Below are 21509 nucleotides of genomic sequence, written 5' to 3'. Positions count from 1 at the left end.
TCCGGCGGCAAGGGAGTGGCCGTGGAGCCGTCCTTCGATGCCGCCGTGGTTGAGCAGCTGCGCGCACGCGGGCACGAGGTCAGCATCGAGACCGGCCACGGCGTGTTCGCCTTTGGCGGCGCCCAGCTGGTGCTGCGCGACGGCGAGCACTACATCGCGGGTTCCGATCCGCGCAAGGATGGGTGCGCGGTGGGGTATTGATCCCCCCTGAGCGGCTGTGCCGCTTCCCCCCCAAGGGGGACGACGGCCTCGCTGCGGGGCGGCGCGGCCGGCGAGGCCCTTGCTTGCCGTCCCTGGCTTGGGCTCTGCCAGTTTTTGGCTGCGTTGTCACAAAAGCTGTGCGTTCTGCGTCTAGGGCTTGGTGCCTGTCACACTGGGTGGCTGGCCCGGCCTATTTGCAGGAGACATCACGTGAGCCCCACTTCCCACACTGCGCCGTCCGCCGATGCGGGACTGCAGGATTTCGAGCGCCATCGCCCGCGCCTGTTCGGCCTGGCCTATCGCATGCTGGGCCAGCGCGCTGAGGCCGAGGATCTGGTGCAGGATGTCTGGCTGCGCTGGCAGGACAGCGAGCGCGCCGCGATTGCCCAGCCCGAGGCCTGGCTGGTGACCACGGCCACGCGGCTGGCCATAGACCGGCTGCGGCGCCTGCGCGTGGAGCGCGAGCACTATGCGGGTTTCTGGCTGCCCGAGCCGCTGGTCCAGCCCTGGACCGAGGCCGCTCCCTCGGCCGAGGAGCTGCTGGAGCAGGCACACGATGTCTCCACGGCGCTGCTGTTCGTGCTGGAGCAACTGACTCCCGAGGAGCGCGCGGCCTTTTTGCTGCGCGAGGTCTTCGATGCCGACTACGCCGAAGTAGCCCAGGCGCTGGGCCGCAGCGAGGCCGCCTGCCGCCAGCTGGTGCACCGCGCGCGTGCCCATGTGAAGGCCGGGCGGCCGCGCTTCGAGGCACCCGCACAAGCCCATGCCGAGCTGTTGCGCCGCTTTGCCCAGGCTGCACGGGGCGGCGATCTGGCGCAGATCCAGGCGCTCTTCGCACCCGACGCCGCGCTGATCAGCGACGGCGGCGGCAAGGTGGCATCCTTTGGCCGCGTGCTGGAGACCGGGCGCCGCCTGGCGCTGCTGTACTTCGCCACGGCCCGGCGTCTGCGCCGCGACGGGCAGGAGCAGACCCTGCATCTGGCGCGGGTCAACGGCCTGCCGGGTCTGGTGCGCTGTGTGGACGGCCAGGTGGAGTCGGTGCAGACGCTGCTGGTCGAGGACGGACTGATCCGGCGCATCTACACGCTGCGCAATCCGGACAAGCTGACCCGCGTGCTGGTGCCGGCTGCCTGAGGGGCTGGGTCTGTCGCAGAAGGCAAAAAACAATAGCTGCTACCGCTAGTCAATCAACAAATTCAGATAGTTTTGTTGATGAGTTTGCTTCATGCAGAGCGATAACAGCTATGTTTATTGATAACCCGGAGATGGATGGCGGACCCTGTCACAAACCGCAGCGCTGCCGCGTCTAAGAGCTATGGGCCGGCCGCAGGGGCGGGCCTGCAATGCCTCAAGGAGTATTCACATGGCCGACACCGCCAACCCCACCGCCAGCCCCACCGCCAACCCTATTGCCATCCCCACGCCGCGCCTGGACTTCCGTGCGCTGGCTCCCGAACTCTACAAGGCGCAGGCCGGCCTCAACGCCCAGATCGCGCGCTCCAGCCTCGGTGTGCAGTTGCTGGAGCTGGTCTATCTGCGCGTCTCGCAGATCAACGGCTGCGCCTTCTGCGTGGACATGCATGTGCGCGAGCTGCTGTCGCGCGGCGAGGACCTGCAGCGCATCAACAGCGTGGTGACCTGGCGCGAGGTGGACTTCTTCGAGATGCGCGAGCGCGCCGCGCTGAACTGGGCCGAGCGCTGCACCCAGCTGAGCCAGGCCCATCCCGGGCAGCAGGACTTCGAGGCCCTGCGCCCCTACTTCAGCGAGCGCGAAATCGTCGAACTCAGCTACGCCATCGGCTGCATCAATGTCTGGAACCGTCTGTGCGTGGGCTTTGCGGCTCCCGTGGAGAAAAAGCCCATCACCGTCTGAGCGGCTGTACGGCTTCCCCGTGGCACGGCGCCCGTGGCACGGCGCCCTCTCTCGCTGCGAGGGAGGGGGACGACGGCCTCGCTGCAGGGCGGTGCGGCCGGTGAGGTGCGGCCAGCGAGGCCCTTGCTCGCCGCCCTGACCTGGATTGCGCCCAATTCACGCGCTATGCCATCGGCGGGAGCGGGTTTGTGCTCTCAGATCGTGAACACGCACTCAGTTCTGGGTGATCTTGCGTTCCTTGACCACCTTGCCCCATTGCTCGTACTCCTTCTTCATGAAGGCCGCGAACTCGGCCCGCGTCGTGGGCTGGGGCGTCAGGCCGTGGACCTTGAGCGCCTCGGCCACGCCGGGGTCCTTGAGCACCTTGACGATTTCCAGGTTCCAGCGATCCAACACGGGCGTGGGGGTCTTGCCGGGGGCGACGAAGGCATACCAGTTCAGCGCCTCAAAGCCGGGGAAGCCCGCTTCGGCCACGGTGGGGATATTGGGCATATAGGCGGGGCGCGTCAGACCCGTGGTGGCCAGCGGAATCAGCTTGCCTGTCTCGACATGCGGCAGGGCCGTCGGGGGTGCGGCGAAGTAGGAGGTAACGCGCTCGCCCAGCAGGTCCTGCAGGGCCGGTGCGCCGCCCTTGTAGGGCACGTGAACCATCTCCACGCCGGCGCGCTGGTTGAACAACTCGCCTGCCAGATGCGAGGCCGAGCCCGCGCCGGTCGATGCATAGTCCACGCTGCCGGGGCTCTTCTTGGCCTTGGCCACGAACTCGGCCAGGTTCTTCACGCCCGCGCCCTTGTGCACCACCAGCACATTGGGGAAGTTCACACCGCCCGAGATGGGAGCCAGATCGGAGAAGGGGTTGTAGCCTACCTTCATGATGTGGGGCGCAATCGTCAGCGGGCCGATGGAGCCGAACAGCAGCACCGATCCGTCGGTCGGTGCCTTGGCCACGAACTGGTGGGCGATATTGCCGCCTGCGCCGCCCTTGTTGTCCACCACCACGGTCTGGCCGATGTTCTCGCCCAGCTTCTTGGCAATCATGCGCGCCGCCGCGTCGGCGGCGCCGCCTGCGGCAAAGCCCACGACCAGGGTCACGGGCTTGTTGGGCAGCCAGTCGGGTGCGGCCTGTGCCGCCGAACCCAGGCTCAGCAGGGAGGCGGCCACGGAGGTGGCGCGCAGGAAATGGCGTTTGTTCATCATGGGATGTCTCCTTGGTCGGAAAGGAATGCCGGTATCCCGGCTGATTTTTTTGAAAGCAGGCACGGCGGGCGTGCCTGTCATGGGACTTCGCTCAATCAGCGCCCAGGCCGATGGGGCTGGGCTCGCGCTTTTCGGTGTTGTGGCGCAGCAGCGCAGCCGTGCGGAACACGCCGTGGGCAAACTTGCCGTAGGGCAGGGTGGCAAACAGCGCAATCACGGCGCCCAGGTGCAGGCACAGCAGCAGTGCCAGCGCCGGCGTGGTGCGGCCCAGCCATAGCGCGAGACCGCTGGCAGCCACCAGGAACAGCAGGGCGATGAAGCCGAGGTCCATGGGCTTTTGCTTGGCATCGCCATGCAGCGGATGGCGCGCGCGGTTCAGCATCCAGAGGCCGGCCGTGCCGATCATCAGGCTCACGCCGCCCAGGGCACCCAGAATCTTGGGCAGACTGGGTAGCTCGTAGGGAGCAGGCAGATCAAAGACATAGTGATAGACCGTGGCCAGGCTCGTGGCTGCAAAGCACAGCATGAAGCCGTAGAAGGTCAGGTGGTGGAAGCGGCGGCGCTTGAGCGTGTACTCGTCGTCCTCGTTGTGGCAGCCGTCGCCATGGCCGCCGTCCAGGTATTTCAGGCGCAGCACGTCGTGTGTGGCTTCGGCAGCGGCAGGGCCGCTGACATCCACATTGCTGGTGGCGGGCTTCACATCCTTCCAGAACCGGCGCACGCCCATGGACAGCGCAAACACCACGAACAGGAACACCGGCGCAAAGATGCCGACCAGCAGATTGTGCGGGAACAGGTTGTAGAAGTTGTTGCCCAGATTGCCGTTCCACAGCTGGCCAATGCCACCTTGCGCTGCGACGGCCAGCGCCAGGAACAGGAAGAGTCCGGCCACCAGTGCCAGGGACAGGGTCAGGCCGTTCTTCTGGTACAGCTTGCCCATGGCGGGCGGCCAGGCATAGTCGGCATAGGTCTGGCCGCGCACTTCGGCCATGGCCTTGGGAATGTTGATGCCGAATTCGTGCGGCGGTGCGTACTGGCAGGCGTGCAGGCAGGCGCCACAGTTGTGGCAGAGATTGGCCAGGTAATGCACATCGGCCTTGCCGAACTCCAGACGGCGCGTCATGGCCGGGAACACGGCGCAGAAACCTTCGCAATAGCGGCAGGCATTGCAGATCTGCATCACGCGCGCCACTTCGCTTTCGGCAGCGGTTTCCGTTGGGGCGGGGAGGATGGGAATCACCTTGCCGGTGGCCAGGGTCTGGGCTTCCTTGCCCAGTTCTTGCAGGGATTTCAGGGTTTGCATGTCAGTATCAATGATGTTGAGCGTGATTCGCATCACTTGAAACTGGCGTGCTCCAAGTCAGAGACGCCGAGCAAGGGCCGCCCCGCAGCGAGGGCGTTGTCCCCCTCCCAAAGAGGGAGGGGGAAGCGGCGAAGCCGCTCAGGGGGTGTTTCATTTCAGTCCTTTACGGCGCCATGGATAGCGGGTTTGCCAGCAGCCGCGAGAGCGGCATTGCGCCCGGCAATACGGCCAAAGGCGGTGCCTATCGACATGCCCACGCCAGCCGTGTAGCCCTTGCCCAGCACATTGCCGGCCATCATTTCGCCGGCCACGAACAGGTTCTGGCTGGGCTGGTCCTTGAAGCGCACGGCGGAGGTGTCGTCCACCTTCAGGCCCAGATAGGTGAAGGTCACGCCGGGGCGCAGCGCATAGCCGTAGTAAGGTCCGGTATCGAGCGGGCGCGCCCAGTGCGTCTTGGCCGGAGCCAGGCCTTCGGTGTGGCAGTCGTCCAGCGCTGTATGGTCGAAATGGCCGACCTTGCAGCTGCCGTTGTAGGCGTCGAGCGTGGCCATGAAGGTGTCCACGTCCAGCCCCAGCTTCTGCGCCAGCTCGGGCAGGGAGTCGGCCTTCACGCCAGGGAACACCGGCGGCATGAAGCGGCCTATGGCCTTGCTGTCGATGATGGAGTAGGCGATCTGGCCGGGCTGCTGGGCTACCAGACGGCCCCAGATCGCATAGCGCTTGGGCCAGAAGTCCTCGCCCTCGTCATAGAAGCGCTGGGCATCGCGGTTCACCACCACACCCAGCGAGACGCAGTCGATACGCGTGCAGATGCCGCCGTCGTACAGCGGGGCGCGGGCATCGATGGCCACCATGTGCGCTTGTGTGGGATCGCCCAGGCCGTCGGCCTGCTGCTCTTGCAGCATATGCTTGAGCAGTACGCCCTGGTTGAAGGCCGTGCCGCGGATGATGAAGTTGTCGGCCGGCCATTCGCCGCGCTCGTTCTGGCCCCAGGCCTCGCGCAGCCATTCGCGGTTGGACTCGAAGCCGCCCGCCGCCAGCACGCAGCTCTTGGCCGTGATGCGCTGGCTGCCATCCTTGGTCTTGACCCAGGCAGCCTGGAACCGGCCATTCTCGATTTCGAGCTTGTCCACGGGGGACTCGTAGCGGATTTCCACGCCCAGCTTTTCGGCGCTGCGGAAATAGGCGTTCACCAGCGCTTTGCCGCCGCCCATGAAGAAGGCATTGGTGCGCGCCACATGCAGCGCGCCCGACAGCGGCGGCTGGAAGTGCACGCCATGCCTGCGCATCCAGTTGCGGCAGGTCGAGGAGGCCCGGATCACCATGCGCGCCAGATGCTCGTTGGTGATGCCGCCCGTGACCTTGAGCAAGTCCTGCCAGTACTCTTCTTCGGGATAGGCCTCGACCAGCACGTCCTGGGGAGCGTCGTGCATGCAGCGCAGATTGCGGGTGTGGCCGGAGTTGCCGCCGCGCCATTCGCGCGGTGCGGATTCGAGCAGCAGCACGCGGCTGCCGGCTTCGCGCGCCATTAGCGCGGCGCACAGGGCGGCATTGCCACCACCGATGACGAGTACATCGGTGTCAAAGGCTTCAGTTTTCATGATGGGCTGCCACGGACGGGGGGGCCGGTGGCGGTTCAACGTGGGGGAATCGAGCGCAGGCGGCGACCCCGCGTGAGAGGGGGGACACCGTCAAACAAGTATTGAACCGGAATGTAGTGAGTGCCGCCTCACCCGTGTAGCAGGGGGAGGGGATAGGGGTATCACGATTTGTGATGAATTGACGCCGAAGCAGCTCGCATTGCCGTGCGCGGGCTATGCTCAAACGGTTTTGGACATCGCCCTTAGAAATGAAAAAACCTTCCCAGCGCGCTGCATACATCGCCACGATTCAGGAATTTTTTGCTGCCTCAGACCATACCATCTTGGGGCAACTTTCCATCGCATCCGAAGGTGATGTAGCGACGGAGCAAATGGGGGCTTGGAAGCAGCAGATCGAAATTCTCCGCGAGGCGCTCGACTCCAGTATGGAAGGCATGATCGGCTTTGAGTTCGTCATCCCCCGCATTGGCCGGCGCGTGGATAACTTGCTGCTTTTGGGGAACAAAGTGGCGGTACTGGAGTTCAAGGTGGGCGCCAAGCAATACGACGCGGCGGCGCAAACACAGGTTTTGGACTATGCCTTGGACCTGCGCAACTTTCATGGGGGCAGCCATACGGCAGTGATTGCACCCATCTTGGTAGCGACTGCTGCGCCGGATGTGGAGCAGGTCTATACCTACCCAGTGGATGGCATCTACCCTGTCATCCAAGCCAATACCGACAGCTTGCGCGCGGTGCTGGCGAAGTTCGCGCAGTCTGCCGCAGGGCTTGAACTGGACTATGCAGCCTGGCTGGCTGCCGGATACCGGCCAACGCCTACCATTGTGGAGGCCTCGCAAGCCCTCTACAAAGGTCATGGGGTGGAGGAGATTACGCACTCCGAAGCCGGGGCAGAGAACTTAGGAGCTACCACCGAGGCGTTGACGGCGGCGATTGATCGTGCGCGGCAGTTCAAGCGAAAGGTGATTTGCTTTGTGTCTGGCGTGCCAGGTGCAGGCAAGACTTTGGCGGGGCTGAACTTGGTGTGCGAGCGCCGCAAACATGATGCTGATGAGCAAGAGCATGCGGTGTTCTTGTCGGGCAATGGCCCTTTGGTGGATGTTTTGCGGGAGGCGTTGGCCCGCGATGAAGTGCTGCAAAGCAAGCAAAGCGCCCAGCCCGTCAGAAAAAACGATGCAGAGCGCAAAGCCAAGGCGTTTATCCAAAACATTCACCATTTTCGAGATGACAACCTTAAAAGCGAGGCGGCGCCTGTTGAGAGGGTGGTAGTTTTTGATGAAGCCCAGCGCGCATGGGACCGCGAGCAAGCCAGCAAGTTCATGCGTACCAAGCGCAACCAGCCCGACTTTGACCAATCAGAGCCAGCTTTTTTGATTGGTGTGATGGACAGGCACGAGGGCTGGGCTGCCATTGTTTGCTTAATTGGCGGAGGCCAAGAAATCAACACCGGCGAAGCCGGATTGGAAGAATGGCTGCGCGCGCTGCGGGACCGCTTTACGCATTGGGATATCTATCTTCCCGCGCAATTGGAGAACAGCAGCTATCTGCACAGCTTTCAGTTGTCAGAGATAAAACATAGCCAAATCGTGCGCTCGCCCGCATTGCACCTAGGGGTGTCGCTACGATCTTTTCGTTCAGAGCGGCTGTCACAAGCCATCGCCGCCGTGATGGCTGGCGAGATTGCTGAGGCAAAAGCGCAGCTGCAGCAAGTGCTCAAACATTACCCCATCGTGCGCACGCGCTCGTTGGCACAGGCCAAGCAGTGGCTTAAAAGCAAGGCACGGGGCAGCGAGCGCTATGGGGCGTTGGCATCCTCGGGCGCCAAGCGCATCAAGCCCTTGGGCTTGAATATGGGCGTGAAGATCGACCCTTGTGCATGGTTCTTGAACGATGCCAATGACGTGAGATCGTCTTATTACCTGGAAGATGCCGGCAGTGAGTTCGATGTGCAGGGCTTGGAGTTGGATTGGACCATGGTGGTTTGGGATGGCGATTTGATGTACCAGCCCCAGAACCCATCCGCCCCCTGGCGCTTTCGCAGCTTCAGCGGCACGCGGTGGCAAGAGATTCGGCAAGAGGTCGATCAACGCTATCGCTTGAATGCCTACCGGGTGTTGCTCACCAGAGCGCGCCAAGGCATGGTTATTGTGGTGCCCGAGGGCGACGAACAAGACTCAACGCGCGATTCGCAGTTTTATGACCCGAGCTGGGAATATTTGGCGCTTTTGGGTATTCCCGAGGTGCTTATTAGGACACCAGCTTAGCCCCCACCCATCCCCCTGACTGCACCAGCTGGCGTGCGCAATCCATCAGCACTATGCGGGCGGCAAGAGCTGCTGGCGAGAGCTCATCGTCCGACAGGCTGCACAGCGCGGCCTTGCGCCGCACCGAGTCATCGGCGATTTGCGACCACTGAAAACGCTCGGCAGCATCACGGTACATGCCCACGGCCGACCAGGGCTGGACTGTGGCGCCCATGCCGGCAGCGACCGCTTCCATCAGCAGGGACAGCGAGTCGATTTCCATGGCCATCTGCGACTGGAAACCGGCGCTGGTGAACGAGGCCATGATGGAGCTGCGCAGGCCGTGGCTGCCCGAGGGCAGGATCAGCGGCACTTGCTGCAACTGCTCCAGGCTGATGGGCACTTCATGCCGAATCTGCGGCGCCACCGGTTGCTGGCGCGACTGAATCAGAAACAGCTGTTCTTCCAGCAGCGGCATCACGCTCCAGCGCCGGGCGCTCTGAGTATCGAAAAGGATAGCCAGATCCAGCTGTCTGGCGTTGAGAAGACTGGTCAGATGCCCCGAGAGGGCTGACACCATGTGCAGCCTCACATCGGGGTAGCGTTCGCGCATGGCTCGCATCAGCGGCAGGCCCAGCACATTGGCAATCGTGGGCGACAGTCCCATGCTGACGGCGCCCGACAGCCGCGCCTGCTGGGCAGCGTGAATGGCCTGCTGGGCATGGCGCAGGGTCAGCTGGGCCTGGTGGAAAAAGGCCTGGCCGGCCTCGGTGGGGATGACTCCGCGTGGTGTGCGCTGCAGCAGCCGGGTCGAGAGTTCCGACTCCAGGCGGCTGATCTGCTGGCTCAGCGCCGATTGCACCATGTCCAGATCCAGCGCCGCCCGGCTCATGGAGCCCAGTTCAACAATTCGTACAAAGTAGCGCAGCTGGCGCAGTTCCATGGCAAATCCTCACGCCCGCAGCAGTTGACGGGCGCTGGGATAATCGCATACCTATGAGCAACAAGCAGCGTGTCGTGGTGGGTTTGTCGGGCGGTGTGGATTCCGCCGTCACCGCCTATCTTCTCAAACAGCAGGGCCATGAGGTCGTCGGCATCTTCATGAAGAACTGGGAAGATGACGACGACAGCGAGTACTGCTCGTCGAATATCGACTTTGTCGATGCTGCGGCCGTGGCCGACGTGATCGGCATCGAGATCGAGCACGTGAACTTCGCCGCCGACTACAAGGATCGCGTGTTTGCCGAGTTCCTGCGCGAGTACCAGGCCGGTCGCACGCCCAATCCGGACGTGCTGTGCAATGCGGAGATCAAGTTCAAGGCCTTCCTCGACCACGCCATGCGCCTGGGTGCCGAGAAGATCGCCACCGGCCACTATGCACGTGTGCGCCAGAATCCGTCCACCCAGCTGTTCGAGCTGCTCAAGGGCCTGGACAACAGCAAGGATCAGAGCTATTTCCTGCACCGGCTGAACCAGGCCCAGCTGTCCAAGGCCATGTTTCCCGTGGGCGAGCTGCACAAGACCGAGGTGCGCCGCATTGCCGAAGAGATTGGCCTGCCCAATGCCAGGAAGAAGGACTCGACGGGTATCTGCTTCATCGGCGAGCGCCCATTCCGCGACTTCCTGAACCGCTACATCAGCAAGGAGCCGGGGCCTATCCTCGACGACCGCAACCGCAAGCTGGGCAAGCATGTGGGCCTGTCCTTCTACACGCTGGGCCAGCGTTCGGGTCTGGGCATTGGCGGCGTCAAGGAAAAGGGCGCAGCCCGTGGTGCGGGCGACCATGCGCCCTGGTTTGTGGCGCGCAAGGAAATGGACAAGAACATTCTGCGCGTGGTGCAGGGCCATGACCATCCGCTGCTTCAGTCGCATGCCCTGCTGGCCGATCAGGTCAGCTGGGTGGCCGGCCATGCTCCGGCCGAGGGCAAGGCCTACGGCTCCAAGACCCGCTACCGTCAGCCCGATTCGCCTGCGCTGATTTCCCAGGCCACGGATGCCGGCTTCCGTCTGGACTTTCCAGAAGCGCAGTGGGCTGTCACCCCTGGTCAGTCCGCCGTGCTCTATGACGGCGATGTCTGCCTGGGCGGCGGCATCATTGCGCAGGTCGATCCTGCGGCCACTAGGTAAGCGCTAGGTAGGCGCTAGGTAATCACTAGTAGTCGCGGCTTTCATCAAACCACTGCAGGGCCTGCTCATCCGTCAGCTTCAGGGCCAGCGCCGCAGGCAGTTGTGCCAGTTGCTGCACGGCCAGCCCCAGGTCTTCACGCTCGCTGGTTTCAATGCCCTTGACCGTGTTGAAGCGGGCGGCAAAGGCCGTCAGTGCAGCTTGCACATGGCCAAGGCTGCTGGCAGTGCCGATTTCCTGCTCTGCCAGCTCATAAGCCGCATGCGCAATCCTGGCGCGGGCTGCGGGCCAGCCCGCAAATGGCCGCCCATATTCCTTGGCCCACCATTCGGGCTTGCGCAACTGGCTGACGGATGTGTAGTCAGCCCAGGGTCGTGCCTTGGCACGGTCCTTGAGTTGCTGGCGCAGGTGTTTGCCAGTGGCTTCTTCCACGTTGTAGGCGATGAAGAAGTCCAGCTCCGGCCAGGTTGGCAGCGCAGGCAGTCCCGACAGATGGCGCATAAAACGCAGTGATAGCGCCTTGAGCTGCGTACATGATGAAAGCTGAGCCAAATCGCTGTGGTTACCCCACAGGGAGAGCGATTCCAGCTTTGAAAACTGCAGCAGATTTTGCAGCGAAATGGGTTGCTTTCCCGCTCCGTTGCGCAGCTCCAGCGTGGTGACCTGTTTCAGGCTGCCCATGTCGGGCAGCTGGAAGGCTTCGTCGGCCGGGTTCTTGCTGGTGGCCGGGCTCAAACTCAGGCTTTCAGGCAGGCCTGCGGTGATGGTGATTTGCTCCAGATTGCCATGCAGATGAAGGCGCATGCCCTGCTGCGGCAGCTTCAGGTGGATGTGGCCCTGATTGCCCGCTTGCAGATGAATGCTCAGTTCGCGAATCTGTGACCGGCTGGCGTCGATATGTACATCTTGCTGCAGCTGTGGGTACCAGCTGAAGTTTTCGATAGCACGCAACTGCGCCCATGTGAAGAAGCCGCTGTCATTGCCCGTGTAGTAGAAGCTGCGTGGCCAGGGCGAGCCGGCGGGCGTGGCAAAGGGGTCAAAGCAGGACCAGAGCACGCAGGCGTCGACAGGCAGCCACAGGTCCGCTGTTTTCAACAGCGTCCTGGGGCCAAGGGTCAGGCTGCCCTGACCGGGGCTGGTTTTGAGTCTGTGCGGCGCGTCAGGAGTCAGCTGTAGGGTGAAGACGCCGTCTTCATGCGGTGTTCCGTCGATAAGCAGGGGCATGCAGAAAGCTTAGCGCAGTTACCAGATGCTCTGGGGAGACGGCATGGAGCTCTGTACATCGGTGTGGCGTTGCACCTTGCCGAACAGCGGCAGGCTGGCTCGCAGCTCGGTGCGGCCGGGGCGGGACTGTATGACCAGAGTGCCTTGCAGGCGCTCCAGTCGCGCCAGCATGCTGCGCATGCCCACGCCCATGCTGTTGATCTGGGTGCTGTCGAGATCAAAGCCTGTGCCGTTGTCCTCGATCTGCAGCTGCAACTCCCTGGAGTCGGGAATCTCCAGCCGAACCTGGACTTGGCTGGCGCGGCTGTGCTTGATGACATTGGTCAATGCCTCTTCCAGCACGCGGGTCAGCGTCAGGCACTGAATGGGGCTGGGCGCGTGAGTCCAGTATTCGGGCAGACACCACTTCACCTGAATGTCCAGCTCCTCGAACAGCCGTGCAAAGCGGTGGCGCAGCGGAGCAAGCCACTGCATGGGTGTCTCGGGAACCTGGATGGCGGTGCTGGTGCCGGTATCAATCATCTGACGCAGGTCGTCACGCATGAGCTTGAGCATGGACAGCACCTGGGCATTGGGCAAAGGGGCGCTGCTCTGCTCGACCAGGGCAATGGAGCGCACCAGAGAGCCGCCCAGACCGTCGTGCAGATCCTGGGAAATGCGCAGACGTTCCTGCAGGCGGGAGTGGCTCAGAGCCAGATGGTGCTCCCTCTCCAGGGTCTGGCTCAGGTCGTCGCAGGCTTGTGTGACGGTGAGACTGAGTTCGTGGTTGAAGTGCTCGATGCGGCGCATATTCCACACGACCTGCCGCCCCAGCAACCACGCGATCACCAGCATGCTCAGCAAGGTGGTATAGGGAGTCAGCGTCAGATTGTGATCCAGGGTCTTGGTCAGCAGCAGCAGGTCGTGCACGCCGATGGCCAGGTAGAGCACGAAGCAGAGGCTGAAAGCGATGTGGGCTGGCGTGCGTGTCTGCAGCGCGCGCAGTGGAAACAGCAGGCAGACCAGAGCGCAAAGACAGAACATCAGCAGCCAGACGGCCTGGCTCAGCGCCATCTGTGCATCGGGGACAGACAGGGCGAATACAGCGCAGAGGCCGCATATGCCGGTCAGCGTACGTTCCAGACGCATGAGGCGTAATTCCGCAAAGCGCAGGGTAAAAATGCAGAAAGTGTAGGTAAAGGCAATGAAAACCAGCAGATTTCCCTTGGCAAAGGCCGGCGTGCTGCTGAAGGGCCAGGGATCAGTCATGACCATAAAGCAGAGCATCAGTGCCCAGCACATTAGATTGAGTGCGTACCAGCCATAGAGTTTTTGATTGCGGTTGTGGAGCCAGGCAAACGAAAACAGCAGGCATAGCACCAGGCTGACCGTGATGCAGACCATATAAATGGTGCGCAGGTTCCAGGTGGCCTGTGCCGTCCATTGCTTGAGCTCGGCTGGATGGCCTATGCGCAGCCGCCCCAGGCCTGGCGTCTGGCTGCTGAGCCCGTGGACGCGCACCCAGATGCTGTTGCCCTGCTCCTTGAGCAGCGCCTTGGGCAGCAGCCAGTAGCGTGGCATATTCCAGCTGCGGCTCAGCGGCTCCACCAGCGATTGATCGCGCCAGATCAGTTCTGAATTCACGAACACTTCGCCCGCCATCACGATATTGACGACGGCCAGCGCCACGGGCTGATCGCGCCCGCAGGGGCTCTCCCAATCGATGCGGTACCAGGCTGCACCGTCATAGCCGGGCCAGCGTTGACTCCAGTCATCCAGCCCCGGCACATCCACCCATTTCAGCAAGGCCGCATCGGGTGGAGGCCCCTCGGGCAGTGCCTTGGCCGATTGGCGGGCCACAATGCGCGGTTCACAGAGCAGATCCTGAGGCCTGGGCTCCTGTGCCCAGGCCACGCCGCAACTCCAGCTCATGACGAGCGCAAATATCAGGCGGAGCAAGAGAGCCGACCGCTTGAACATTCAGCTCAGCAAACCGCGTGCCCGGGCCTCGCTGACCGCCTTGGTGCGCGAAGGCACGGCCAGCTTGCGGTAAATGTTCTTCACATGGCACTCCACGGTGTAGCGCGAGAGAAAGAGCGACTCTGCGATCTCCCGGTTGGTCATGCCGTCTGCGACCAGCTTGAGGATCTGGATTTCGCGGGTGCTGAGTATGGCTTCGGGCGGCATCTCCTTGTGCGCTTCCGTGGGCTGGGAGGGCTGCAACTCGGCAATGATGCGCCGTGCAATGAAAGGGTCGATGGGGGCGCCACCGCGCAGCACACTGCGTATGGACAGGGTGACCTCCAGGTCGTCGCGCTCCTTGAGCACATAGCCGTTGGCCCCGGCACGCAGCGCCGACAGAATGGCGTCCTCGGTGCTCCAGGCGGAGATGACCAGAATTCCCATGCCGGGATCGGCGGCGCGCAACTGGCTGATCAGCTCTATGCCGCTGCCGTCGGGCAAGCCCAGGTCCACCAGTGCCATGGCGACTGGATGCTCCGCCAGCCGGGCGCGTGCCTGCCCCAGGGTTGCTGCAAAGATGAGGGCATCATCCGCATATCCGAGGCCATGCAAAATGTTTTCCAGCCGATTGCGGATCAACGGCTCATCCTCCACCACGATCAAGGGGCTGGGGAGAATGGACTCTGTAGGGAGGGAAAAAGTCTCTGCCATATTGTGTGAGGTGCCGCTGGTTTTCGTGTCCCACTGTTACCGAGATCAAGTCGCTTGGCTATCACTGAAAACTGGTAATTTGAGGTGCCTGCGGAGTCTGTCCCAAAACGGAAGCGAACTCCGTGGCCTGCAATTCCCATGACGTCAGAAGCAATACGCCGATAGCGGCTCCAAGAGGCAGTTGGCTAAACTTCCCTGCATTGATCACGCCTGGCTTTGCAGTGCCGGGCGTTTGTCCGTTCAAGGTGCAATGGACAGAGAACTCAGGAATATTTTCCATGGATGCCATGCTCGGTGCCGATTTCTGGATCGGCTTGTTCAAGATCGTCTGGATCAACATCATTCTCTCGGGTGACAACGCGGTGGTCATTGCTCTGGCCGCACGTGGCCTGCCGCCGGAGCAGCAGAAAAAAGCGGTGCTGTTCGGCTCCGGTGCCGCCGTGGTGTTGCGTATTGTCCTGACGGTGGTGGCTGCCAAGCTGATGCAGCTGCCATTCGTCGAGGTGATCGGTGGCCTGCTGCTGCTGTGGATTGGCGTGGGCCTGCTCAAGGGCGAAGATGAAGAAGAGGATTCCGGCAGCGTGGCCAGGCAGGGCATGATGGCTGCCGTTCGCACCATTTTGCTCGCCGATCTGGTCATGAGCCTGGACAATGTGATCGCCGTGGCTGCGGCAGCGGGCGGCGATATGCTGCTGCTGATTCTGGGCCTGGCCATCAGTATTCCGCTGGTCATCTTTGGCTCCACGCTGATGATCAAGCTGATGGAGCGTTTTCCGGTCATCGTCACTCTGGGCGCGGCACTGATTGGCTGGGTGGCCGGCGAAACCATCACCAGCGACCATATGCTCGAAGGTTTTGTACGGATCAATCCCTGGGCGCATTACGCAGCGGCCGCTTGCGGCGCCGTGCTGGTGATTGCAATGGGCAAGTGGATGCAGCTCAAGGTCGCCGCTCAGGACAGCACTGCCTGAGCCCTTGGTTCTAAAAGCAAAAACGCCCGCATTCAAGGCGGGCATTTTGTGTTGTGTGCGCCGCAGCAGCCGGCCTATAGGAATGAGTAAAAGCAGCGGAAGGGAATCTTGCGCTCTGCCCAGAAGTCCGCGGTATCGCGGAACACGTCCAGCAACTGCTCGCGCACTTCCTTGTCGAACTTGGGAGTGGTCGGAATCTGGTCGAGCACCACCACAAAACCGGGTTGCGGGCCGGATTTGTTGATCGGGTCGGTCATGCAGTCATACAGCGCATCCCAGTTCTTGCCAAAGTGTGCCGGCAGGTAGAACTGTGTGGACAGCAGCTCGAAAACATCGGCCTTGGTCTGGGCATGGGCCAGGTTGGCATAGAGGAAATGGGAGCCCAGCGCCTCTGCTGCTGCCTGAAGATCAGGAATGCGATAGGCGCGAATGGATTGCACGATGTTCGGGCGAACATTGCGCAACGGTGTTTCCGAGGGCTTACGAAGTGGCGTGTCCATCTCCGTGATTCTTTCTAAAAACATCAAAACTGGTGGCAGAGTCGGTACTGACAGCGCTGTAGGCTGTCTGCGCAAACCGCCGCTGCGGAATTCAAGAGGTCAAAAGCCGCTGTATGGCGGGCCTGGAGGGCGTCTTTTAACTTCATTGGACGATTTGCTGAAAGCTGTTGTAGTGGTCGCCCGTGTAGAAGCAGGCATCGGGCACCTGGGGCTGCAAGCCGCCACAGACTATGCGTCGCGCACCCCGGTTTTTCGCGCCTGGAGTGCGCACCGTGTATTCGCGGTAATAGCCTCTGGCCTGGCGCGGAAGTATGCGCTCACGGTTGCCGAATACAGTGCCGTCCTTGTCGCTGGAAAACGGACCGCCCTGGAGGATACGACCATAGGTGGTGCGGCCTTCGCGCGGCAGATCGGCCAGGCTCACGGTCTCAAAGCCGGGAACGGTGGCACCGACTTCGGGCGCTTTGCGCGCCAAAGCCGCAGGGGATGCCAGCGCAAAAGCGGCACCCAGCATCAACGCTAAACCCGTCTGATATACCTTGGCTGCAGCGGCCTTGAGCATTCACTAAACCTTTCAGAATCTCAGGTAATGCCTGAAATTTCGACCCGTAAGTGTGACGGATAGGCCTCGAAAATGCAAGTTGCGCCTATTTTTTGTGCAGTCTGTAGAGCGGTTTTCGACGACAAAAAAGCCCTGTCGGCATGGCCGGACAGGGCTTGGGTAGGGGCGTGGCAGCTTTTATTCGCCGTGGGCAGCGATTTCAGCCTCCACCTCGCGGTGCTTGGCCGTGATCGTGGCAGAAGGCGCTTTGTCCAGCAGGCTGACCACTATGATTGCGATAGCGGAAAACGCAAATCCGGGAACGATCTCATAGAGCTTGAACCATTGGTAATGCTGCCAGACCAGAACCGTGACCGCACCCACGACCATGCCGGCCAGCGCGCCGTTGCGTGTCATGCGGGCCCAGAGCAGCGAGATCAGCACCAGCGGGCCGAAGGCGGCGCCGAAGCCGGCCCAGGCATTGCTGACCATGCCCAGCACCTTGGCCTGGGGGTCCTGCGCAATGAGGATGGCGATCAAGGCAATGGCGAACACCATGGCGCGGCCAAACCAGACCAGCTGCTTTTGGCTGGCGCTTTTGTGCAGAAAGGTCTTGTAGATATCTTGCGTGAGGGCGCTGGAGCAGACCAGCAACTGGCAGGACAGGGTACTCATCACGGCCGCCAGCACGGCGGCCAGCAGCACGCCGCTGATCCAGGGATTGAACAGCAGCTTGGCGACTTCCAGGAACACGAGTTCATGGTTGCCGTTGACGTTTGCCGCAATCTCGGGGCGGCTGGCAAAGAAGGCAATGCCGAAGAAGCCCACGGCCACGGCGCCGCCCAGGCACAGCATCATCCAGCTCATGCCGATGCGGCGCGCGTTGGGAATGGTCTTGATCGACTCGGCCGCCATGAAGCGCACCAGAATGTGGGGCTGGCCGAAGTAGCCCAGACCCCAGGCCAGCAAAGAGATGATGGCAATCGCCCCCTGACCCTTGAACATGTCGAAGGCGCCGCTGCGGGCGGTTTCGATGATGGCTGCGCTGGCCCCAACGCCGCCATCGGCATAGATCACCATCAGCGGCGCCAGAATCAGCGCGGTGATCATCAGCGAGGCCTGGATGGTGTCGGTCCAGCTCACGGCCAGAAAGCCGCCGATGAACACATAGGCCATGGTGGCCACGGCACCCACCCACAGGGCTGTCTGGTAGTCCATGCCGAACATGGATTCGAACAGGTGGGCTCCGGCGACCACGCCGGAGGCGCAGTAGACGGTGAAGAACACCAGAATCACCAGCGCGGTGACGATGCGAAGCAGACTGCTGCCATCCTCGAAGCGGTTGGTGAAGTAATCGGGCAATGTCAGCGCATTGCCCACCTTTTCGGTATAGACGCGCAGGCGTGCCGCCACAAAGCGCCAGTTGAGCCAGGCACCGACGCACAGGCCGATGGCAATCCACGAGGCCGACAGGCCGGTGGCAAACACCGCCCCGGGCAGGCCCATGAGCAGCCAGCCGCTCATGTCCGATGCCCCGGCCGACAGGGCCGTGACCACCGAGCCCAGACTGCGCCCGCCCAGGATGTAGTCGGACAGGTTGGACGTGGCTTTGTATCCCGCCCAACCGATGAGCAGCATGCCCAGCAGGTAGATGGCAAAGGTGACGATGGTTGGCGTATTGGCGGTCATGTCGGCTCCGGATCGGCGCAGCGCCATCGGCATGTGGGTTACATGCCCGGCGAAAACAAATCCGCCAGCGGCCTCCTGGTGGGAGACCTGCTGGCGGGTATCAGTCTGCAATTGGACCAGTTATTCGACAGCCCAGTGGGGCATGTGGCTGAAAACCGCGCTACTGGCTGTCCTGCGGCGCATTCAGCGGCGCCGCAGGCGGCAGCGGTGTGCCTACGTCGCTCCAGCTTGAAGGCGCGGGGGCTTTGCTCGGTGCAGGCGCAGACATCATCTCGCCGGGAGCCAGCCCGGGGCTGCTGTCGAGGTCAGGCGGCTGGGCGCTGCTGTCGGCTGGCGCGGGCTGGCCGCCTGTCGAGGGCGGTGCAGCGGGCGTGCTCTCGATGATGTCCACCTCGCTGCCATTGCTTCTGTTGGGCGCTGGATGGGCGGGAGCTGTCGGCGCTGTGCGATCAGGGTCGTTGCCCTCATCTGCGGGCCCGCTCCATTCCTGAACCTTGTCGCGCAGACGGCCCACCAGATCGCTCCACCAGTGGCTGGTGTTGGGCTCGGTGAACCGGGCCTTGGCATTGAGCAGCGGGCTGCGCATGGCGCGCGACATGAAGTCACCCACCATGGGCAGGGCGCTGCGCGAACCCTGGCCCCACTGGTCGCTCTTGAGCGTGATGCGTGCATCGTTGAAGCCTGCCCAGGCACCGGCCACGATCTGCGGGTGCATGAGGATGAACCAGCCGTCGGCATTGCCCTGGGTGGTGCCGGTCTTGCCGGCCACGTCGGCGCGAATGCCGTATTGCTTGCGAATCGCGCGGCCTGTGCCCTTGTCGATCACGGCGCGCATCATCTCCAGCAGACCGTAGTTCTCTTCCTCGTCCCAGACCTGATCGGGCTTGGGCGGAGTGAATTCGGCCAGCAGCTCGCCGTCGGCATTCTCGATACGGGTGACCAGCTGGGGCGGTATGTAGCGACCGGAGTTGGCAATGCTGCCGTAGGCGTTGACCATTTCCAGCAGCGTGACGGGGCTGGAGCCCAGTGCCAGCGAAGGCACGGACTCCAGCGGGCTCTGGCGCACGCCCAGGCCGCGGGCCAGCTTGATGACGCGGTCCATGCCCACTTCCTGACCCAGCTCGGCAGTGATGGTGTTCTTGGAATAGGCCAGCGCGTCGCCGAGTTTCATGGGCACGCCCGTGGGCTCGACGGCGTCGCTGGGACGCCATACCTCGCCGCCAGGCAGCTGGATTTCCACGGCCTCGTCCTTGCGTGTGTCCTCGGGCCTGGCGCCACGCTGCAGGGCTGCGCCATAGACAAAGGGCTTGAAGGTGGAGCCGGGCTGGCGGCGTGCCTGGGTCACATGGTCGAACGCATCCTGGGCATAGTCGCGGCTGCCCACCCAGGCCAGCACGGCCGAGCTGCGCGGGTCTATGGCCAGAAAGCCGGCCTGCACGCGGGTCTTGTCCTCGCGCAGCTGCCTCATGAAGGTCTTGTCGGTCAGCAGCTTCTTGAGCGCCTCTTCCTCGCTGATGTCGGAAGGTTTGCCGCTTCTGGCGAGCCTGCGGAAGGCCTCCGTTTCGCGCACCAGCTGCAGCACCAGCGCGTTCTCTGCGCTCCAGCCGTCGCGGTGACTCCAGTTGTTGTTGGCAATGCCTTGCAGCGTATGCATCTGGCGGTTCACGGCCTGCTGCGCCCAGTTCTGCAGGCGCGAATCCAGGGTGGTGCGCACCACCAGGCCGTCGGTATAGATGTTGTAGTCGTGCTTGTCGGCCCAGGCGATCAGCCATTTGCGCAGCTGCTGGGAAAAATGCGGCGCCATGCCCGTAGGTTCTTCCTGGCGCTCGAAGTCCAGACGCATGGGGCGTTTCCTGAGGCGCTCGAACTCATCGTCCTTGAGTTCGCCGCGCTTGACCATCTGGCTCAGCACGGTGTTGCGCCGCGCAATCGCGCGGTCGGGGTTGATCACCGGGTTGTAATAGGCATTGCCCTTGAGCATGCCCACCAGCGTGGCGCTTTCCAGCACCGTGAGCCTGGCCGCCGGTTTGTCGAAATAGGTGCGCGCCGCCATCTCTATGCCATAGGCGTTGTAGAGAAAGGGCACGGTGTTCAGATAGGTTTCGAGAATCTCGTCCTTGGTGTAGAGCGCTTCGATCTTGAAGGCCGTGATCGCCTCCTTGAGCTTGCGGTTCACATTGCGGGCGCGGCCGATTTCCGTGGGATAGAGATTGCGCGCCAGCTGCTGGGTGATGGTGGAGCCGCCCTGGGGATTGCCGCCCAACGTGTGGATGACCGAACCCACGGTGCGCGTGAAGTCCATGCCATGGTGCTCGTAGAAGCGGTGGTCTTCGGTGGCCACGAGGGCCTTGACCACGGCGGGCGAAATCTGCTCCAGCGGCACCCACTGGCGGTTGCTGCGCTTGAACTCGCCGATCAGTTTGCCGTCTGCGCTCAGTATCTGCGCGGGCTGCTCTAGCTTGGCCTTGCGGATGTCGCTGATGCTGGGCGTGAACGGAATCAGCAGCAGCACATAGACGACAAACAGCACCGGCAAGGCTGCGGCAAACCACAGCCATTCACGCCGCGTCGGCCAGCGACGCCACCAGGGCAGGGCCGCAATGCGCTGGCCGGCAGTGCTGGCGCGAGCGCGCGTCCACAGAGCTGTGGCCTGAGCTACCCATTTTTCTTTCAATTCGTTCAAGGACAAACGCACGTTGCAAGGCAGCCCGCCAAGGGCCGCAAGAAGGCAAGACTGCGAAGAATGCCCAAAAAACAGGCGCTCTGCTTGCGGGGATCGGTTTTTCTATGGTCGCAGCCCCAGTATTGTCTCCGTGGCGTGGCTGCGCAGGCTTGTTTCCAGTGGTGAGATGTTTTGCCGACTGCCTTAAGCTTGGGGCTTCACTTTGGCGGGAGAGCAGCATGGCAAACAGTGTTTATGACTTTGAAGCCACCGACATCCAGGGGCGCAGCACTCCTCTGTCGCAGTATCAGGGCAAGGTATTGCTGATCGTGAATACCGCCAGTGCCTGCGGCTTCACGCCCCAGTACAAGGGGCTGCAGGCACTGCACGAACAGTATGCGGACCGGGGCCTGGTGGTACTGGGCTTTCCCTGCAACCAGTTCGGTGCCCAGGAAAAAGGCTCGGATGACGAGATCTCGAGCTTTTGCGAGCTGAACTTCGGCGTCAGCTTCCCGCTCATGCACAAGATCGAGGTCAACGGTGACGGTGCGCATCCGCTGTACCGCTGGCTCACCTCCGAAGCGCCGGGTGTGCTGGGCACCAAGTCCATCAAATGGAATTTCACCAAATTCCTCGTGGGCCGTGACGGGCAGGTGATACGCCGCTACGCGCCTCAGGACAAGCCCGAGAAGCTGGCCGGCGATATCGAGGCGGCCCTGGTCTGACA

At 62.6% G+C, this 21509-nt stretch carries 19 protein-coding genes; 7 read left to right on the top strand and 12 right to left on the bottom strand.

Annotated features, from left to right (window positions below; genetic code table 11):
• The 3 genes from AAIL66_RS13575 to AAIL66_RS13565 all read left to right on the top strand — a co-directional run.
• The coding region (locus AAIL66_RS13575) for a gamma-glutamyltransferase (RefSeq protein WP_343496941.1) at positions 1-201 on the top strand (201 nt) is incomplete at its 5' end.
• Positions 202-411: 210 nt separating this feature from the next.
• A complete protein-coding gene (locus AAIL66_RS13570; protein WP_034406487.1) occupies positions 412-1335 on the top strand; it encodes an RNA polymerase sigma-70 factor in 924 nt (307 codons plus the stop codon).
• Between the two features lie 229 nt (positions 1336-1564).
• Positions 1565-2074, top strand: coding sequence for a carboxymuconolactone decarboxylase family protein (locus tag AAIL66_RS13565; RefSeq protein ID WP_343496939.1), 510 nt, complete (start codon positions 1565-1567; stop codon positions 2072-2074).
• A gap of 213 nt (positions 2075-2287) precedes the next feature.
• Here the strand turns inward: AAIL66_RS13565 and AAIL66_RS13560 are convergent, their stop codons facing one another.
• The 3 genes from AAIL66_RS13560 to tcuA form a co-directional block, all read right to left on the bottom strand.
• Positions 2288-3271, bottom strand: coding sequence for a tripartite tricarboxylate transporter substrate binding protein (locus AAIL66_RS13560; RefSeq protein WP_343496938.1), 984 nt, complete (start codon positions 3269-3271; stop codon positions 2288-2290).
• A 91-nt stretch (positions 3272-3362) separates the two neighbouring features.
• The gene (tcuB, locus tag AAIL66_RS13555; protein WP_343496937.1) at positions 3363-4574 is read right to left on the bottom strand and encodes a tricarballylate utilization 4Fe-4S protein TcuB; all 1212 of its coding nucleotides are present in this window, start codon (positions 4572-4574) and stop codon (positions 3363-3365) included.
• A gap of 155 nt (positions 4575-4729) precedes the next feature.
• A complete protein-coding gene (gene tcuA, locus AAIL66_RS13550; RefSeq protein WP_343496936.1) occupies positions 4730-6175 on the bottom strand; it encodes an FAD-dependent tricarballylate dehydrogenase TcuA in 1446 nt (481 codons plus the stop codon).
• Between the two features lie 248 nt (positions 6176-6423).
• On the opposite strand from tcuA, the gene AAIL66_RS13545 reads away from it, so the two are divergent.
• Positions 6424-8439 carry a DUF2075 domain-containing protein gene (locus tag AAIL66_RS13545; RefSeq protein ID WP_343496935.1) on the top strand — a complete coding sequence of 672 codons (2016 nt, stop codon included), beginning with the start codon at positions 6424-6426 and terminating at the stop codon, positions 8437-8439.
• Here AAIL66_RS13545 and AAIL66_RS13540 read toward each other — a convergent pair.
• Positions 8423-9361, bottom strand: coding sequence for a LysR substrate-binding domain-containing protein (locus AAIL66_RS13540; RefSeq protein WP_034350953.1), 939 nt, complete (start codon positions 9359-9361; stop codon positions 8423-8425). The two genes, AAIL66_RS13545 and AAIL66_RS13540, sit on opposite strands and share 17 nt — an antisense overlap.
• Before the next feature lie 53 nt (positions 9362-9414).
• Between AAIL66_RS13540 and mnmA the strand changes: the two genes are divergently transcribed.
• Entirely contained in the window at positions 9415-10545 is a 1131-nt protein-coding gene (mnmA, locus tag AAIL66_RS13535) for a tRNA 2-thiouridine(34) synthase MnmA (RefSeq protein WP_253232969.1), read from the top strand.
• A gap of 25 nt (positions 10546-10570) precedes the next feature.
• On the opposite strand, the gene AAIL66_RS13530 is transcribed toward mnmA, so the two are convergent.
• The 4 genes from AAIL66_RS13530 to AAIL66_RS13515 form a co-directional block, all read right to left on the bottom strand.
• Positions 10571-11767, bottom strand: a complete 1197-nt coding sequence (locus AAIL66_RS13530) for a transcriptional regulator (protein WP_343496934.1) — start codon at positions 11765-11767, stop codon at positions 10571-10573.
• 18 nt (positions 11768-11785) lie between these two features.
• Positions 11786-13678 (bottom strand): ATP-binding protein, encoded by a 1893-nt coding sequence (locus AAIL66_RS13525; protein WP_045839432.1) that lies wholly within the window; start codon positions 13676-13678, stop codon positions 11786-11788.
• Between the two features lie 48 nt (positions 13679-13726).
• Positions 13727-14419 carry a response regulator transcription factor gene (locus tag AAIL66_RS13520; protein ID WP_343496933.1) on the bottom strand — a complete coding sequence of 231 codons (693 nt, stop codon included), beginning with the start codon at positions 14417-14419 and terminating at the stop codon, positions 13727-13729.
• 61 nt (positions 14420-14480) lie between these two features.
• Positions 14481-14699: a hypothetical protein gene (locus tag AAIL66_RS13515; RefSeq protein WP_343496932.1), complete on the bottom strand. Its 219-nt coding sequence runs from the start codon at positions 14697-14699 to the stop codon at positions 14481-14483.
• Between AAIL66_RS13515 and AAIL66_RS13510 the strand changes: the two genes are divergently transcribed.
• A complete protein-coding gene (locus tag AAIL66_RS13510; protein ID WP_034406468.1) occupies positions 14698-15390 on the top strand; it encodes a TerC family protein in 693 nt (230 codons plus the stop codon). The two genes, AAIL66_RS13515 and AAIL66_RS13510, sit on opposite strands and share 2 nt — an antisense overlap.
• A gap of 74 nt (positions 15391-15464) precedes the next feature.
• Here the strand turns inward: AAIL66_RS13510 and AAIL66_RS13505 are convergent, their stop codons facing one another.
• The 4 genes from AAIL66_RS13505 to AAIL66_RS13490 all read right to left on the bottom strand — a co-directional run bounded on the left by AAIL66_RS13505 (position 15465) and on the right by AAIL66_RS13490 (position 20803).
• On the bottom strand, positions 15465-15890 hold the full coding sequence (locus AAIL66_RS13505) for a barstar family protein (RefSeq protein ID WP_003072350.1): 426 nt from the start codon (positions 15888-15890) through the stop codon (positions 15465-15467).
• 142 nt (positions 15891-16032) lie between these two features.
• On the bottom strand, positions 16033-16452 hold the full coding sequence (locus tag AAIL66_RS13500; RefSeq protein ID WP_182285035.1) for a ribonuclease domain-containing protein: 420 nt from the start codon (positions 16450-16452) through the stop codon (positions 16033-16035).
• 177 nt (positions 16453-16629) lie between these two features.
• Positions 16630-18153 (bottom strand): sodium/proline symporter PutP, encoded by a 1524-nt coding sequence (gene putP, locus AAIL66_RS13495; RefSeq protein WP_343496931.1) that lies wholly within the window; start codon positions 18151-18153, stop codon positions 16630-16632.
• A 127-nt stretch (positions 18154-18280) separates the two neighbouring features.
• Positions 18281-20803, bottom strand: coding sequence for a transglycosylase domain-containing protein (locus AAIL66_RS13490; protein WP_343496930.1), 2523 nt, complete (start codon positions 20801-20803; stop codon positions 18281-18283).
• A gap of 218 nt (positions 20804-21021) precedes the next feature.
• Here AAIL66_RS13490 and AAIL66_RS13485 point away from each other — a divergent pair, with 218 nt between their 5' ends.
• On the top strand, positions 21022-21507 hold the full coding sequence (locus AAIL66_RS13485) for a glutathione peroxidase (RefSeq protein WP_343496929.1): 486 nt from the start codon (positions 21022-21024) through the stop codon (positions 21505-21507).
• The last annotated feature ends 2 nt before the right edge of the window (positions 21508-21509 follow it).

Origin of the sequence: Comamonas sp. F1-6 (assembly GCF_039581415.1) — a bacterium.
Classification (GTDB): domain Bacteria; phylum Pseudomonadota; class Gammaproteobacteria; order Burkholderiales; family Burkholderiaceae_C; genus Comamonas; species Comamonas thiooxydans.
Note: the sequence above shows the minus strand (reverse complement) of the source record. Positions and strands in the feature narration are given on the sequence as shown.

Coding starts and splice junctions, on each gene's coding strand:
- tcuB (WP_343496937.1), bottom strand. CDS start 4,574: ATGCAAACCCTGAAATCCCTGCAAGAACTGGGCAAGGAAGCCCAGACC.
- AAIL66_RS13485 (WP_343496929.1), top strand. CDS start 21,022: ATGGCAAACAGTGTTTATGACTTTGAAGCCACCGACATCCAGGGGCGC.
- AAIL66_RS13525 (WP_045839432.1), bottom strand. CDS start 13,678: ATGAGCTGGAGTTGCGGCGTGGCCTGGGCACAGGAGCCCAGGCCTCAG.
- mnmA (WP_253232969.1), top strand. CDS start 9,415: ATGAGCAACAAGCAGCGTGTCGTGGTGGGTTTGTCGGGCGGTGTGGAT.
- AAIL66_RS13510 (WP_034406468.1), top strand. CDS start 14,698: ATGGATGCCATGCTCGGTGCCGATTTCTGGATCGGCTTGTTCAAGATC.
- AAIL66_RS13505 (WP_003072350.1), bottom strand. CDS start 15,890: ATGGACACGCCACTTCGTAAGCCCTCGGAAACACCGTTGCGCAATGTT.
- AAIL66_RS13540 (WP_034350953.1), bottom strand. CDS start 9,361: ATGGAACTGCGCCAGCTGCGCTACTTTGTACGAATTGTTGAACTGGGC.
- AAIL66_RS13560 (WP_343496938.1), bottom strand. CDS start 3,271: ATGATGAACAAACGCCATTTCCTGCGCGCCACCTCCGTGGCCGCCTCC.
- AAIL66_RS13520 (WP_343496933.1), bottom strand. CDS start 14,419: ATGGCAGAGACTTTTTCCCTCCCTACAGAGTCCATTCTCCCCAGCCCC.
- AAIL66_RS13565 (WP_343496939.1), top strand. CDS start 1,565: ATGGCCGACACCGCCAACCCCACCGCCAGCCCCACCGCCAACCCTATT.
- AAIL66_RS13500 (WP_182285035.1), bottom strand. CDS start 16,452: ATGCTCAAGGCCGCTGCAGCCAAGGTATATCAGACGGGTTTAGCGTTG.
- putP (WP_343496931.1), bottom strand. CDS start 18,153: ATGCCGATGGCGCTGCGCCGATCCGGAGCCGACATGACCGCCAATACG.
- tcuA (WP_343496936.1), bottom strand. CDS start 6,175: ATGAAAACTGAAGCCTTTGACACCGATGTACTCGTCATCGGTGGTGGC.
- AAIL66_RS13545 (WP_343496935.1), top strand. CDS start 6,424: ATGAAAAAACCTTCCCAGCGCGCTGCATACATCGCCACGATTCAGGAA.
- AAIL66_RS13530 (WP_343496934.1), bottom strand. CDS start 11,767: ATGCCCCTGCTTATCGACGGAACACCGCATGAAGACGGCGTCTTCACC.
- AAIL66_RS13515 (WP_343496932.1), bottom strand. CDS start 14,699: ATGGAAAATATTCCTGAGTTCTCTGTCCATTGCACCTTGAACGGACAA.